Origin of the sequence: Vibrio jasicida 090810c (assembly GCF_002887615.1) — a bacterium.
Classification (GTDB): domain Bacteria; phylum Pseudomonadota; class Gammaproteobacteria; order Enterobacterales; family Vibrionaceae; genus Vibrio; species Vibrio jasicida.
Window position 1 is genome coordinate 1436094 of the sequence record NZ_CP025792.1, and the last position, 15377, is coordinate 1451470.

Annotated in this window: 14 protein-coding genes and 1 tRNA gene; 6 read left to right on the forward strand and 9 right to left on the reverse strand. The window is 45.8% G+C overall.

Going from position 1 to position 15377, the window contains the following annotated elements; genetic code table 11:
• Positions 1-161 precede the first annotated feature (161 nt).
• Both C1S73_RS06670 and C1S73_RS06675 read right to left on the reverse strand, forming a co-directional pair.
• On the reverse strand, positions 162-989 hold the full coding sequence (locus C1S73_RS06670; protein ID WP_038872874.1) for a protein-glutamate O-methyltransferase: 828 nt from the start codon (positions 987-989) through the stop codon (positions 162-164).
• Between the two features lie 11 nt (positions 990-1000).
• Entirely contained in the window at positions 1001-1927 is a 927-nt protein-coding gene (locus tag C1S73_RS06675; protein WP_038872871.1) for a chemotaxis protein CheV, read from the reverse strand.
• Positions 1928-2003: 76 nt separating this feature from the next.
• Here C1S73_RS06675 and flgA point away from each other — a divergent pair, with 76 nt between their 5' ends.
• From flgA to C1S73_RS06690, 3 genes are all read left to right on the forward strand, one after another.
• Positions 2004-2750: a flagellar basal body P-ring formation chaperone FlgA gene (gene flgA, locus C1S73_RS06680; protein ID WP_038872868.1), complete on the forward strand. Its 747-nt coding sequence runs from the start codon at positions 2004-2006 to the stop codon at positions 2748-2750.
• 115 nt (positions 2751-2865) lie between these two features.
• Entirely contained in the window at positions 2866-3180 is a 315-nt protein-coding gene (gene flgM, locus C1S73_RS06685; protein ID WP_005425628.1) for a flagellar biosynthesis anti-sigma factor FlgM, read from the forward strand.
• A gap of 26 nt (positions 3181-3206) precedes the next feature.
• Positions 3207-3632 carry a flagella synthesis protein FlgN gene (locus C1S73_RS06690; RefSeq protein ID WP_038872864.1) on the forward strand — a complete coding sequence of 142 codons (426 nt, stop codon included), beginning with the start codon at positions 3207-3209 and terminating at the stop codon, positions 3630-3632.
• Positions 3633-3800: 168 nt separating this feature from the next.
• Here C1S73_RS06690 and flgP read toward each other — a convergent pair whose 3' ends face one another.
• Positions 3801-4232: a flagellar assembly lipoprotein FlgP gene (gene flgP / locus C1S73_RS06695; protein ID WP_038872861.1), complete on the reverse strand. Its 432-nt coding sequence runs from the start codon at positions 4230-4232 to the stop codon at positions 3801-3803.
• A gap of 9 nt (positions 4233-4241) precedes the next feature.
• Complete coding sequence (locus C1S73_RS06700) at positions 4242-4880, reverse strand: FlgO family outer membrane protein (protein WP_038872858.1); 639 nt, start codon at positions 4878-4880, stop codon at positions 4242-4244.
• A gap of 172 nt (positions 4881-5052) precedes the next feature.
• On the opposite strand from C1S73_RS06700, the gene C1S73_RS06705 reads away from it, so the two are divergent.
• Both C1S73_RS06705 and C1S73_RS06710 read left to right on the forward strand, forming a co-directional pair.
• On the forward strand, positions 5053-6186 hold the full coding sequence (locus tag C1S73_RS06705; protein ID WP_038872856.1) for a flagellar assembly protein FlgT: 1134 nt from the start codon (positions 5053-5055) through the stop codon (positions 6184-6186).
• A gap of 68 nt (positions 6187-6254) precedes the next feature.
• Positions 6255-6331, forward strand: a tRNA-Arg gene (locus C1S73_RS06710).
• A 100-nt stretch (positions 6332-6431) separates the two neighbouring features.
• Here C1S73_RS06710 and C1S73_RS06715 read toward each other — a convergent pair.
• From C1S73_RS06715 to chiP, 5 genes are all read right to left on the reverse strand, one after another.
• Positions 6432-6938, reverse strand: coding sequence for a hypothetical protein (locus C1S73_RS06715; RefSeq protein ID WP_038872853.1), 507 nt, complete (start codon positions 6936-6938; stop codon positions 6432-6434).
• Positions 6939-7142: 204 nt separating this feature from the next.
• Entirely contained in the window at positions 7143-8099 is a 957-nt protein-coding gene (locus C1S73_RS06720; protein ID WP_038872851.1) for an OmpA family protein, read from the reverse strand.
• Between the two features lie 605 nt (positions 8100-8704).
• Positions 8705-10132 (reverse strand): glutamate--tRNA ligase, encoded by a 1428-nt coding sequence (gltX, locus tag C1S73_RS06725; RefSeq protein ID WP_005438627.1) that lies wholly within the window; start codon positions 10130-10132, stop codon positions 8705-8707.
• 226 nt (positions 10133-10358) lie between these two features.
• Positions 10359-10955 (reverse strand): YccT family protein, encoded by a 597-nt coding sequence (locus C1S73_RS06730; RefSeq protein WP_038872848.1) that lies wholly within the window; start codon positions 10953-10955, stop codon positions 10359-10361.
• A 123-nt stretch (positions 10956-11078) separates the two neighbouring features.
• Complete coding sequence (gene chiP, locus C1S73_RS06735) at positions 11079-12200, reverse strand: chitoporin (RefSeq protein ID WP_038872845.1); 1122 nt, start codon at positions 12198-12200, stop codon at positions 11079-11081.
• 473 nt (positions 12201-12673) lie between these two features.
• On the opposite strand from chiP, the gene C1S73_RS06745 reads away from it, so the two are divergent.
• Entirely contained in the window at positions 12674-15370 is a 2697-nt protein-coding gene (locus C1S73_RS06745; protein ID WP_038872841.1) for a heavy metal translocating P-type ATPase, read from the forward strand.
• The last annotated feature ends 7 nt before the right edge of the window (positions 15371-15377 follow it).

The window sequence follows — 15377 nt, forward strand, 5'->3', positions numbered from 1 at the left end:
ATACACCCTTTGGTACATTGCAGGCAAAAACGGCCAGATCTTTAGCGAGGAGAAACGCAGAAAGAGTAAGGAAATGGTGGGATGGAAAGGAACAAAAAGAAAAGCCTGACACAAGGTCAGGCTTCATTGTTTTAAAAAGAGTCCGCTATTTTAGCTTACCGCTACTTTAATTTGTAAATAATACCTGGATTACAGCGCACCATTTCAAATTTGTCGGTCAAACCAGTGAGCGATTCCGAAGCACCTAACAACAGGTAGCCACCAGGGTTTAAGCTGTTTGCCATCTGGTTCAGCACTTTAGACTTCATCTCTGGAGAGAAGTAAATCAACACGTTACGACAGAAAATAATGTCGAACTTGCCCATCAGCGCATAGCTTTCCATCAAGTTTTGTGGACGAAAGTTTACCAAGCGTTTCACGTTGTCTTTAACTTTCATACGGCCATCGCCAGCATCTTCAAAGAAGGTACGACGACGCTCAGGAGAAAGGCCACGGCCCAATGCTAGGTTGTCGTATACACCCGCTCGGCACATATCCAACATACTTGCTGAGATATCCGTCGCGGTGATCGACACGCTCGGCAATAGACCCGGTTTACGCTGCTGCGTTTCCAAGATGGTCATTGCCATTGAGTAAGGTTCTTGACCCGACGAGCTAGCAGCTGACCAAATTTTAATTGGTCGTTTATTTGCCGCCATCTCCGGCAACAATTTGTCAGCTAATACCGTGAACGGATAAGTATCTCGGAACCACAATGTTTCGTTAGTCGTCATCGCATCCACAGCGGCAACTCGCAGTTCACGGTTGCGGCCAGTTACGACATCACGGAGCAAATCAGACAACGAAGCAAGCTTGAATTTAGTCACAAGCGGGCTCAGTCGGCTGCGCACTAGGTATTGCTTACTGTCACCTAATACGATGCCACACTGTGATTCTAGAAAACGGCTAAAGTCACGATACTCTTGATCACTGATTGTAATAGCAGTCATTAATGTCTCTTTTATTGTGTTAATGCAGATTTAACCGCGTTACCCAATTCATCTGGGTTAAATTTCGCAATGAAGGTGTTTGCACCCACGCGCTCAACCATGGCTTGGTTGAAGACGCCACTCAATGAGGAGTGGAGGATAACATAAAGGTTCTTCAAATCTGCATTTCTGCGAATCTCGGCGGTTAGCGTATAACCATCCATTTCTGGCATTTCAATGTCGGAGATCACCAACGAAATCTGATCGTAGATGCTTCCTTCTTGTGCCATTTCAAGCAGCTTATTGTACGCTTCTTTACCATCTTTCACAGAGACAACTTCAAATCCAATCGAAGTAATTGCTCGCTCAACTTGTTTACGAGCAACGGTTGAGTCATCCGCAATCAAAATACGACGAACAATTGGCTTCGCTTGCTCAGCAACGGCAATTTCTTCACCGATAGCTGAATCCATGGTTTCATCCACTGGCGCAATCTCAGCTAAGATCTTTTCTACGTCTAGGATTTCTACCAATTCGTTATCAATGTTCGTTACCGCAGTTAGGTAATGCGCTTTGCCTGCACCATCAGGTGGCGGCAGAATCGCTTCCCAATGCATGTTAATAATGCGCTCAACCGACGACACCAAAAACGCTTGGATGGTACGGTTGAATTCTGCGATAACAACAAAACATTTATCAATATCTGTGGTTGGGCGGCCACCGATTGCCAGACTTAAATCAATCACTGACACAGTATGGCCACGGATATGAGCGACACCTTTCACCAAAGGGTGTAGATTTGGCATTGAAGTCAGCTTAGGGCACTGTAGTACTTCTTTTACTTTGAATACGTTAATGCCGTAACGCTGTCGCCCCATCAACCGAAAAGTCAGTAATTCTAATCGGTTTTGGCCAACGAGTTGCGTACGCTGATTCACCGAATCAAGAATCCCCGTCATATGCTCATCTCCATCTCAAACTTTTTGATTTTAAATGATACTCTACCACTGGTAGGCATAATACCAGAGAAACAGTATGGCGTATCATAATATAAATTCGACACCATTGACTATGACAATATGTAGAGCGTTATTTACAAAGTACGCTAAGTCTATCGGCATCTTGCTCAGTATGTTTAGCTTTTTTGTGCATTCAGCAACGGAAAACCAACTTGAGCAAATCCGAACCGCCGCCGAGCAGCACATTCTTAGCACGGTAGAGCAACCAGCGGGAGGAAATTTGTCCGTCAATGCGGCAAATATTGATCCACGTATCAAAGCCACCGATTGCCCAGAGCCCCTTGATACATCTGCATCTTCAACCAGTAGCACACGCAGCAATATTAACGTTTTGGTTGAATGCCCCGCAGACAATTGGAAGGTCTACGTTCCGGTAAGGATCTCGGCTTCAGTTCCAATGATCGTTTCTACCCGCCAGTTAGGTCGAGGAGAGATCATCAGTGCTTCTGACGTAACCACTTCAATGATCGAGTTACAGCGTTTTCGCAAAGACGGTTTCACCAATATTGAGCAAGTGATCGGCTCAAAACTCAAGCGCAATGTACGCCTAGGTGATGTGGTCGAGCGCAATGACGTGTGCGTGGTTTGCCGTAATGAGAAAGTGACGATCAGAGCAGTAAAATCAGGTATGACCATCACCACGCAAGGCACCGCATTGCAAGATGGATCTTCTGGCGATCAAGTAAGAGTGAAAAATGATAAGTCCCAACGTATAATAGAAGGAATTGTGACAGGCATTGCGGAAATCACCATCACCTTCTAAGGTTGGCTGGTGTACGGCAAATCGATCAATAAAAATGCAAAAAAGCACTAAAGTTATTTGGTACTTGGTCGATAGTCTGGATACCAGTATTACGATACGAGTTTAAGGTTGATATATGGCAGGTATAGACAATATACGTTCAGGACAGATGATGACGACAACCAGTCGCGCACCTGCACGTACAGATTCTAGTGCAACCAGCACAACGGAATCGAAAAAAGCGCCAGCACAGCAAGACGCGGTATCACTAAGCCAACAAGGCAAAGCAGTCAGCAAACTCCAAAAGGATATGGCAGCTTCTCCGGCTTATGACAGCGCAAAAGTAGCGGCAATTAAAGAAGCAATCGCAAACGGTTCATACAAAGTCGACCCAGAAAAACTGGCGGACAATATGATTAAGTTTGAAAACGAATTGCAAGGCAAAAGCTAACTGACTTAGGCCCAAGGTAAGTATTCATGGCAGCATTAGTCGATCTTGTAAATTTCCAGCTAGAAAATGCGAAAGCACTTTCTGGTGTACTGCGTCAAGAAACACAAGCCATCACTGCTCGTGTCTCTATTGAGATCGAAAAACTCGCCAAAGAAAAAATGACACTCATTGGTCAACTAAGAACCACTGACCAGCGAATCGCCTCTCACCCGCACGTCAATCAACTTACTGAAGACGAAAACCTAAGTCAGCTAGTCGCTCAAATCCAATCCATCGTCCTCGATTGTCAGCAAGTAAACCAAATGAACGGTGAATCACTCAACCGTGCTCAACTGAGTTTCAACAAACTTAACAACATGCTTCAACATACCCACGGTAAGATCGGCATGACTTACAATGCTGGCGGTAAAACCCATACGATTTCTACTCTCGGAACCAACATTAAAGCGTAGATTTCCTCACCTCTACTCTTTGGCATTCGCTCCACGCTCACCAGAACATTCCCACTGAGGGTATTTTCTACTCACACGACTTCGCAATAAAACGCCAACAAAAAAGCGACTCATTGTTGCCAATCAGCCGCTTAAGAAAGATTATCTATTGAGTAAAGCTGGGTCGAATTAGAACAAGGTCTGCTGACGCTTCTCAGGAACTTGTTGTACTTCTCCGTAATCTCGCAGCTTATCCATTTTACGGATATCTAGGCGAAGCTCTGTCACGTAACTGTCTTCAACCAAGTAACTGCGCACGACTTCTGCACCACGGATAACGCCATCAACAGCGCCAGTGGTACTTTCCACACCCAGACGCTGATCAGCAAGCTCTGCACGGCCGCTAACACGCATACCATACACTTGCTCTGCTAACTCACGGTAAGCATCAATCTTTGACGCACGCATGGCACGAACGCGTCTTTCTTCAACGGTTCGGCCTGTTTGCTCACTTACGCTGGCATAACCTACCGCCACTAAAATCTCATCTTGGCGCATCTGCTGCAATGGTTGACACCCCACCAGCACCAATGTCGCAATAATAAATAATAACTTCTTCATGCTAATGTCCTACGGGCGGAGAATCACTGTGTATGGCTGACGAATAGTTGGGTCGGAGCGAATCAGCACGCCATCTTGAGTGCGAATACTGTTAAGCGTATCCAAATCACGACCAATACGGTCCGCAGGCAAGAAGCCTTGCGCTGTCGCCACTACGATACGGCTTTGCATTCCAACTACACGAGCGTTGACTAGGACGCCGCCCTCTTGACGCAACATCGTACCGGTCAGCACGTATTGAATCTCTTGTGCTTGTGCAAGGTCTTGCCAATCACGGCTTAGAGCAAAGTCACCTTGCTGTGTAACTTGGATATTGCCCGTTGTTTTAAAATCCACAACTTTGAAGCCACGGCGCTGGAACTGATGGATAAACCCTTCCGATACCGAATTGCCCAGCCAGTTAGTGGCATCCATGCTTTGCAGATCGACAAAAGAGGTAATCGCAATCGGTGTACGCGACGATACTGCAACATTCGAAACCATTAACTCTTCCGTCATGCTCTCAATGAAAAAGTCCATCGTATGACGAGGACTGTCCATCAGCATAAACTGACTGCCAGAATACGGTTCTTTACCATTGTAAATTGGTGAGTACGCGCACGATGTCAAAAGCGTCATCATCGATGCGGCGACAAGCCATCTTTTCATGGTTTGATTCTCCAGATAATCTTAGGTGTTACTGCTCTTTCATCACTTCGTTTACGAAGAAGCGTGATCTTGGAACAGTCTTTGCTTTTCTTCTGTTTGTCTAACTAAGAAAAAGCCACCAAACTTCACTGAAATTGGTAAAGCAATATTTATACCCGAACGGTTACAAACAATGAAAAAATTATTTTTTAGCCTAATATCAATCACTTTCATATTGATGACGCCATTTCGAGCGGCAGCATCTTGGTATGAAGTGACAGGCGTTGCCACGATCGTCTCTTCAGATGAAGCGGCAAGGCTGCACGCATTGGAAGACGCCCTCTTCAAAGCCGTCAACTTTTCGGGCGCAGACATTGGCAGCATCAGTAATTTGATGCCGCTATTAGAAGAAAGCCGCAAAGAGTACCAATTCACTAACCATGAAGTGCGTTACATCTTGGTGGAGTCAGAGCGTAAACGCAGCGGCAAGATGGAAATGCGCATCCGTGTGGACATTTATCCATCGGCAACGGGTTGCCACGTGGATCAATACAAGAAAACCGTTCTGGTGGGTAACATTGATGTCGCGTCACCCCAACAAGCGGTAATGGGCCAGATCTACAATGTCGGCGACGATTTCAGCCATGTTGTGAATCGTCAATTGGATCAAACGTCACGCAGCTTTGTTTCTGTTGGCACCACCGATTATTCGATCAGCGCAAATTACCCAGAACGAACCAAAATGATCGCGCAAGACAACGGCGCGCAATACATCATTGGTGGTGTAGTAACAGATTTAACCGCAACCATTGATGCAAAATTATTGAAAGACGACGTAATCAATCGTCAGTTTGCACTGGAGATGAAAGTTTTTGATGGTAAAACTGGCCATGAGGTCTACCACAAAAATTACCGTGAAGTGGCTCGCTGGCCATTTGCAAAAACCAGCCAAGTCGATACACGCAGTGCACGCTTCTGGGCATCCACCTACGGTGAAATGATGCTGCGCGTGAGCCGTAATATTATGTTGGATTTGGAATCGGAACTGTCTTGTAAAATTACCCTACCAGAAGTGGTCGCGGTATTTGGCAACACAGTCACCATGGATCTTGGCCGCATGCACGGCGTACAAGAGGGTGACCAGCTGCAATTGTGGCACACGGCGTCATTCATCGACCAAAACGGTTTGCCACGTAATAAGGTCTCTCAGAGCGAAATAACCCTAAGGGTAACTCGAGTCTATGAGCACGAAGCGGAACTGACGATCGAACAACCAAACCTTGCCTCTAGTGTTCAAATTGGCGACGTAATGAACAAGATGCTTTAGCAACGCGTATAAGGCTTTGCGATATGCTTACTTTTGAATATCATAGGTAACGCATCTTATTTGATTACGCCCCCATGGCACAGTTGGATAGCGCAGTCCCCTCCTAAGGGACAGGTCGTAGGTTCGAATCCTACTGGGGGCGCCATTCATAGCCTTAGCTTATTGCATTCAAGCTAAGGCTTTTTTATGCCCGTAGTATAGGGAAATAATTTCGAACGATGTCGACGACACCAGTGAAAAACCGCTTACTTGAGATCAATGCTGTTAAGGCGCCCCATGAAGGTTAAGATCTCAAGGTTATCTTTGTGTGCATCCAACAACGCTTTTTTCGTCTGCATGTAGGCGGCAAGTTTTCCGTACTTGTTGATGGATCGAACCACCGTTTTGTACTTGTACTGCCCTTCCTCATCGAACTCACGCCACTTGGCAATGTAACAAGTGTCTCGATTGTTCGGATCTTCCAACGTTGGGTTAGGTTTATGGACAATCTTAGGCTCAACGCTGTGTGGCAGCCTTGTCATCAGGTACGGGTCTTTCAATAGACGACGCCAAAACTTGCCCCACATTTCACGCCCGAGCTCGTTACGCAGTTTGATGGCCTTCTTAAGGCCTTTCTTTTCTCCAATGCGAACGAAACCCACGGAGCGGTGCAATACCGTATCTTCCGGTGTGTGGATGTGGATCTTAAAGGCTGTTTTGCCTTTTGAGATAAAGCGGTGTCCAGTGTTTGTTATTAAATTGCTCTTAGACATAGTGCTAACTAATAATTCTATTAATAGCCAAAGGGTAAGCAAAACTCATACATAATTAAAGTAATAAAATACAAAACTGTAAATAGCATAGACGTTGATTCTTTTGTAATACATCTAAGATGAGCGCGATAGATATAAAAAAGCCCCAAAGAGCGAACTCTTTGGGGCATTCAGCGTTTATGCTTCTAACGGTCAGATAGGAGCTTATTGCTGAACTTGGTATTCAAACTCAGGAACAACAACTTCTACGCGACGGTTTTGTTCACGACCTTCACGAGTCTCGTTTGAAGCGATTGGGTTGTTTTCACCTTCACCACGAGCGTGGATACGTGAAGCATCGATACCTTTTTCTACTAGCGCGTTTGCTACAGATTCAGCACGTTTCTCAGAAACTTTTTGGTTGTAAGCTGCTGGGCCTGAAGTGTCTGTGTAACCAATTACGTCAACGTTCGCTTGTGGGTACTCGTTTAGGAATGCTACTAGCTCGTCTAGTTTTGCAGCGCTCTCTGGTTTTAGAGTTGTGCTGTTTAGTGCAAAGCTACCTGTACCGATAGTTTGAGTTTCAAAAGTCTTAGTTACTACAACTGGAGCAACTTCTTCAACAACCACTTCTTCAACGATTGGCTCTTCTTCAACAACAACTTCGTCGTTACCGCCAAACTTGAATGCAACACCTAGCGTTGCAGAGTTACCCATTGCTTTCACAGAATCGTTGTTGATGTCAGTGATTGTTTGGTATTCCGCACGTGCTGTTACGTTTTCGCTGACGTTGAATTCAACACCAGCTGCACCTAGGTAAGAGTAATCGTCTTTACCATCGTTCATCATTAGGTAAGCACCACCCACTTTACCGTAAAGTGCGATGTCTTCTGTGATTGGTAGGCTGAACTTAGGAGCAAGTGTAATTGCTTCTACGTGGCCACCGAAAGAAGTTTGGTCGAAGTCACCTAGGTTGTCGAAGCCAGCTTCTACTGAGAAGTAGTCATTCATTTCGTAACCAACAAAAGCACCTAGAGTAGAGCCATCTTTGTCACAAGCTTGACCAGCTACACAAGCGTCGTCCATCCAAGACTTACCCATCTTACCGCCCACGTATACTTCTGCGTGCGCTGCTGAAGCCATAAGTAAAGAAGCTGAAATTACCGCTGCTAGTTTTTTCATTATTGATTCCTCTAAAAGAAGTTCTCTTGTTCGTTAACGAAATGCGCCGCCTGACTGACGTTGTATTTCAATTCTTTTATTCAGTTCCTTTGAGTTTGATACCGAAATAACTTCCGCTCATTTGCATAAAAGTCACTTGGGTATGTCTCCTGCTCAATGATGCATAAGCGTGCCTCACTGACGGCGAGCACTATAACCCTAAGAAATCCCGAGACAAATCCCAAAACTGTCAATTTAGTGTCATCGAAAAGCATGATTTAGTGTGATCTGGCGCACCATAAAGTGAGCCACAGCAATGACGCAAACGTTTGCGTGAAATTTCAAAATAGTAGAGGTAAAGCAAATTAACTTCTCATAAATGAGACGATATTTAAGGAACTTTGAGGATAGTGTTTTTATTTCAGAGAGATATTTCGCATGAAACTACTCAATTAGCATTCACAACAGCTATATTTGGATTAGTAAAACTTATCAACTTTTGAGCAATCTGATGAGAAAAAGTTCAGTAATTCAGGCGGTATTTCAGGAAATTTGCTGTTTCCCTGGTGGCAGATACAAAAAAGCCGCGGTATTTACCGCGGCTTTTCGACTAATTATTCAAGCAATTATGCGTTTGCTTCACGCTCAGCGATGAACTCAAGCGCCATCTTGATGCGAGCAACGCAGCGTTCTTTGCCAATCAGTTCCATTACTGCGTCTACAGAAGGAGACTGACCGCCACCTGTGACTGCAACGCGTAGTGGCATACCGATTTTGCCCATGCCGATTTCTAGCTCTTCACATACTGCTGCGATAACGCCATCTTTGATGTTCGCTGTCGTCCACTCAGTCAGTGCTTCTGCTTTCGCTAGAGCAAGCTCTAGAGGCTCTTTAGCCACGCCGCGTAGGTGTTTCTTCGCCGCGCCCGCTTCAAACTCAGCGAAGTCTTCGTAGAAGTAACGGATTTGCTCAGCTAGCTCAACTAGCGTGTTGCAACGCTCACCCACTAGCTTGATCACTTCAGTGATAGCTGGGCCGTTTGTTACGTCTAGTTTTTGTTGATCTAGGTGCCATTGTAGGTGCTGTGCAACGTACGCTGGATCTGAGTTCTTGATGTAGTGGTTGTTCAACCATTGCAGTTTGTCAGTGTTGAATGCAGACGCTGACTTAGATACTGCGTTTAGGCTAAATAGGTTGATCATCTCTTCTTGAGTGAAGATCTCTTGATCACCATGAGACCAACCAAGACGCACTAGGTAGTTGTTTAGTGCTGCAGGTAGGTAACCCATATCGCGGTATTGCATTACCGATACAGCGCCGTGACGCTTAGACAGTTTCGCACCGTCATCACCTAGGATCATTGCACAGTGTGCGAATGTTGGTACTGGCGCACCTAGCGCTTCGTAGATGTTGATCTGACGAGGCGTGTTGTTGATGTGGTCTTCACCGCGCACTACGTGAGTGATGCCCATATCCCAGTCGTCAACCACTACACAGAAGTTGTACGTTGGCGAACCGTCAGTACGACGGATGATCAGATCATCCATTTGTGTGTTGCTGATTTCGATACGGCCACGGATTTGATCATCAAATACTACGCTGCCTTCTTTCGGGTTACGGAAACGGATAACACATGGATCGCCATCTTTTGCCGCTTCGTTTGCCGCTTTGATTTTTGGATGGTTAGCATCGTAACGAGGCATTTCTTTGTTTGCTTCTTGCTCTGCGCGAACTTCATCTAGCAGCTCTTTAGATGCGTAACATTTGTATGCTTTGTCTTCTTCTAGAAGCTTATCAACCATCTCGTTGTAACGATCAAAACGTTGAGTTTGGAAGTAAGGACCTTCGTTCCACTCAAGACCTAGCCATTCCATGCCTTCTAGGATCGCATCAACCGCTTCCTGAGAGTTACGCTCAAGGTCAGTATCTTCGATACGTAGAACGAATTCACCACCTTGGTTTTTAGCATATAGCCAAGAGTAAAGTGCAGTACGCGCACCACCAACGTGTAGGTAGCCAGTTGGGCTAGGAGCAAAACGAGTTTTAACCGTCATCAGAGTTCCTTAGGGGTAATGAGCAACGAGAGGGCTCTCGTTGTAATATCAAGGATAAAAGTGGCGACATTTTACCATCGTAGGTCGATTCTACAATCCTTCCGTGTGGTTTAACGCCAGAAATACAAACAGGGCAGCACCGATTAAGGTACTGCCCTCTTATTTATAGCGACAAAACGCTTGGAACAACAGAAGAGCTATCGCAAAAGAAAGTTACGAATGCCGATTATTTTAGATTCTGCATCGCCCACTGCATGAATTCTTGTTGCTCTTGACGGCTTAGATCACTGAAGGACTCTTTCAATGTCTTAGTGACAGCCGGAGACGCCGCGATGCTTGCTTTCGTCGATTGCTTGTTCATTGCTTTGTTGTAATCAGCCACTTCACGTTCATAGTCGCGGAACCCTTGTAGGCCGCCTTTGCGAAGTTGAACCATTGAAAACTCAACATCTTTACCGCTTACGTCTTTCAGCGTCAGTTTCGGATCCATTTCAAATGCTTTGGCTTCTTCAATAGTGCGGAACTTATTGTATGTCAGCGTTAGCTCTGCATCTTTCGGTGCATCGAACTCAAGTAAAAGAGGCTGTGAATCAAACTTACGACGCTTACCATCTTCAAAAACAATTTGGCCCACGTTCACGGCCAGTTGGTTTGCACCGTCTTCTACTTTGATGCTGTTGTTGTCAGAGATCCACTCAGGGTAGACGAACTCACTGTTGAGAACGCGAGGAACCAATTCCGCTTGCAGAGTCAGTTGAGCAGCAAATGCAGGCGCAGAAATAAGTGCGCAAAGTCCTAATAGTGTGGTTGTTTTTTTCATCATGGTTTTCTCGTCTTATACCAATTTAGATAAGTCACTGAAATCAACAGGCCAGTAATTCCAATGACTTATGTGAATAAGTATCAATACAAAAAGGGCGTTTCCGCCCTTTTAGCTGCTTCTATATTAGAAGTAGTATTCAACACCTACAGAGAACTCGTCGTAGTCAGCTGACTTCCAACGTGCTTTAGTGTCATCGTCTACTTGAGACGCACCGTCACCGAAGTCTAGCGTACGTGCACGAGCGTAAAGTACTGCAGATGGGTCTACGAAGTACATGATCTGTGCTGATAGTACATCATCCGCTGTGTTATCGATTGTCTTACCGTCACGTTCTAGGTCGAAGTTTGCTGCGTAACCCAGTTTGTACTGCCAATCACCTGTTGTGTACATTAGACCTGCAGACATTGCATCTTGCTTCTCGCTTACACCGTTGCTTGCATCAGCTTCCATGTATTTGTATTGAGCGAAGAAAGAGATACCGTTGTCAAACCAACCTTGAACACCTAGTAGGTACGTGTTGTTTTCCCAAGTTTGACTTTCACCTTCGATGTTACGGTTACCTTCGTAAGCAGCATCCAATTGTAGTGGACCTAACTTGTAGTGAGCCGCGATGCCGCCCCAGTAATCGTCACCTTCACCTAGACCCGCTTTATCACCAGCACCCACTGCTGCGTCGATAGAGAACTTGTCAGCGTACATTGGAGAATCCCAACGGATAGTGTTTGATTGACGGTCTTGGTACTTAGCACCACCGATTGCACCACCCCAGTCGTAAACATCACCTAGACCTGGGTTAGATGCTGGCCAGTCAACCAACTCGTACATTGGCGTAAGAACGCGACCTAGACGAACTTGACCCCAAGAAGCGCTTTCAAAACCTACGAATGTGTCACGCTCACCAAGACCTGCGCCTTCACCACCAAAGCTTGGGTCTACGTAGCCACCTTCGATTTGCCAAATGAACGTTGGTTCAAAGTTAGCGAATTGCTTTTTACCACGGAAGCCGATACGTGATTCGTTGTTTAGCTGCATGCCGCCCAAGTCATCGTCAGTTGCTTTGCTACCAGAATCGTAATCGCGGTACGCGGCCTGCATCGCGATAATACCGTACACTTCATATGAGAAAGAGTCTTTAGTTAGGTACTCTTTCGCTGCATCACTGTTTGCACCATCAGCAAAAGCTGAACCACTGAACATCATGCCTGTGATTGCAGTAGCAAGTAGGCTTTTCTTTAGGTAAGACATTTTTAACCCCTATATTTTTAGTTTTTTCCATTTTCAAATTCGCTAACTAGGACATTGCAGGAACTTGAATCTGTGTTTGGACGGAGCAAATATGACAAACTTTTTTCGCAGTAAAAAACTTTCCCCACGGCAATCTGAGCAACTTCAAAATGAGAAGATCAAAAACAATATAAACCAATTAATAACAACGACTTAAAATGACAAATAAAAATATAAAAACGTCAAAAGCATCCAGAGTCACTTGCTTTTTATATAAAAAGCTCGAAATTCGTGAGCAACCTCACCTCACTTTTAGGCGTTTTAACGGAACTTTATATTCAGAGAGAAAAAACTTTGAGATAACTCGCAACAATATCAGTACATTGACGGTGCAAGTAGGGGGAATTTGACGAAATTGTTTCACGTCGAAATGCTTGACCTTCCCCTTGCAGGAAGGTTTATCCTCTGAACATTACTATTCTTGAGGACAAATTATGTATCAGTTCGTTGTACCGATGTCAGGGCTTAACTGCATGGGCTGTGCTAGAAAAGTTGAGAAAGCTTTACATGCTAATCACAGTGTTGAGATCATCAATTTGTCCCCGACCATGGTTGAGGTGAAAACCGAGTCCCCTCTTTCTTCTATTGTTGAATCGATCGAATCCTTGGGTTATCACGCTGGTCATCAATTTCAGTTCCATCTAGCTGGATTGAGCTGCGGCGGCTGCGTGAAGAAACTCTCTTCTTTGTTAGAAGCAAACCAAGACATCATTGCATTTCAAGCGTCGACAACCCAACTCGATATCTCGACCCTACTATCAGAGCAGAAAGTGATCGATCTTGTGGCGACTCTCGGCTACACCGCCAGCCCTGATTCTATTGAAGTAGAAGAAGAAAGTTCACCAGAGACTGAACAAGCAGACAAGCAAAGCAATATTAAAGATGCGCAGGTGCCAGCAGCGAGTATTCAATTGCAAATGCTGATTCAAGGCATGACGTGTGCGAGTTGCGTCTCTTCAGTAGAGAAAGCACTTACTAACGTAGAAGGCATTGAGAAAGCACAAGTAAACCTTGCTGAGCAAAGTGCATTAGTGTTCGCCACTCAAGATACAGAAGCCCTTCACCAAGCGATCGTTGAATCCGTAAAGCAAGCCGGTTACCAAGCAGAGATCTTGCAAGAGGCAGCAACCCAACAAGAAAAGCAAGCAGCTCAGCAACTTGCCCAACAAAAACGCTTCAAGCTTGATGCAATAGCTGGCTTAGTTGTCGGTGCGCCACTGATGTTGTGGGGGGTATTTGGCGGCAACATGGTGATTCGCAACACGAACGACCAGTTGGCTTGGGGCGCGATTGGTATTCTGTGTCTCTTACTGCTTGCAACTGCGGGTAAGCACTTCTTTACTAACGCATGGTTAGCAGCCACTCACAAACGCGCCACCATGGATACGTTAGTCGCGCTAGGTACTGGTGCGGCGTGGTTCTATTCAATGCTTGTGGTGATTTTCCCAGACTGGTTCCCTCTTGCTTCACGCCATGTGTACTTTGAAGCGAGCGCAATGATCATCGGCTTAATTTCTCTTGGTCACTACATAGAGGCAAAAGCCAAAGCAAACACAACACGCTCATTGCAAGCTCTGATTAACCTGCAACCTCAACAAGCGACGGTGATGACAGAACAAGGTGATCAACAGATCGCAGTTGAGCAAATCACGCTAGGCATGAAACTGCGCATCAAACCGGGCGAGAAAGTGCCAGTAGATGGCGTTGTGATACAAGGTGAATCGTACATTGATGAGTCGATGCTAACCGGTGAACCAGTACCAGTGTTAAAAGCGCAAGATGCACAAGTGTCTGCCGGTACACTGAACACAGATGGTGGATTAATCATTGAAGCAACGGGCATCGGCGCGAACACCATGCTGGCTCGAATCATTCGCATGGTACGCACAGCGCAAAGCAGCAAGCCTGCCATTGCCAAATTAGCGGACCAGATTTCATCGGTATTTGTACCGGTCGTGGTCGGCATCGCAATCCTTGCCGCTTTGGTTTGGTTTGCCGTAGGTCCAGAACCTAAAGCCAGCTACATGCTTGTAGTAACGACCACCGTACTGATTATCGCCTGCCCTTGTGCGCTGGGCTTAGCAACGCCATTGTCGGTTACGGTTGGTGTAGGTAAAGCCGCAGAGCTCGGCATTCTGATCAAAGACGCTGACGCACTGCAGTTGGCAAGTAAAATCGACACCGTCGTATTCGATAAAACCGGCACGCTGACTCAAGGTAAACCGAGTGTGCAGCAAGTGCTTACTCACGCCACCAGCCAAGAGCACTTGCTAGCTCTGGCATACGCGGCAGAACGTCAATCGGAGCACCCGTTGGCAAAAGCCGTGTGTGATTACGCGAGAAAGAACAATACTGAAAATATTGAGTTGAGCGCATTCGAGAACATTCGTGGCCGTGGCATTACTGCGACTTACCAAGCACAACCGCTACTCATTGGCTCATTGCAATTTATGCAAACCGAGCTGATTGATACCAGCTCAATGAAGCAAGCGATTCAAGATTGTGCAAACAACGCATGGACACCAGTGGCTGTGGCTCTGAACAACGAACTGATTGGTTTAATTGCCATCGCTGACCCAATTAAATCTGATGCCAAACAAGCGGTGTCTGCATTAAAATCGCAGGGCATAAAAACAGTTATGCTCACAGGCGACAACCAACACGTTGCCAATGCCATCGGTAAAGAGCTCGGCATTGATGAAGTCATCGCTCAAGTGATGCCCGACGAGAAAGCGCAGCATATTGAACTGTTGCAATCTCAAGGCCGCACAGTGGCGATGATCGGTGATGGCATCAATGACGCACCAGCCCTTGCGTTGGCGGATCTTGGTGTCGCAATGGGAAGTGGCAGTGACGTGGCAATCGAAAGCTCACAAATGACCATTCTCAATACATCACCAATGGCCGTTGTGCATGCGATTGAACTCTCGCGCGCGACACTTAAGAACATGAAACAAAACTTGTTCGGCGCCTTTGTTTATAACTCGTTGGGTATCCCTATCGCCGCAGGCGTGCTTTACCCAGCGTTTGGATTTTTGCTCAGTCCTGTCGTTGCTGGCGCAGCGATGGCACTGTCTTCAATCACGGTCGTCAGTAATGCAAATCGACTACGACTGTTTACCATTAAGTAAGCGACAC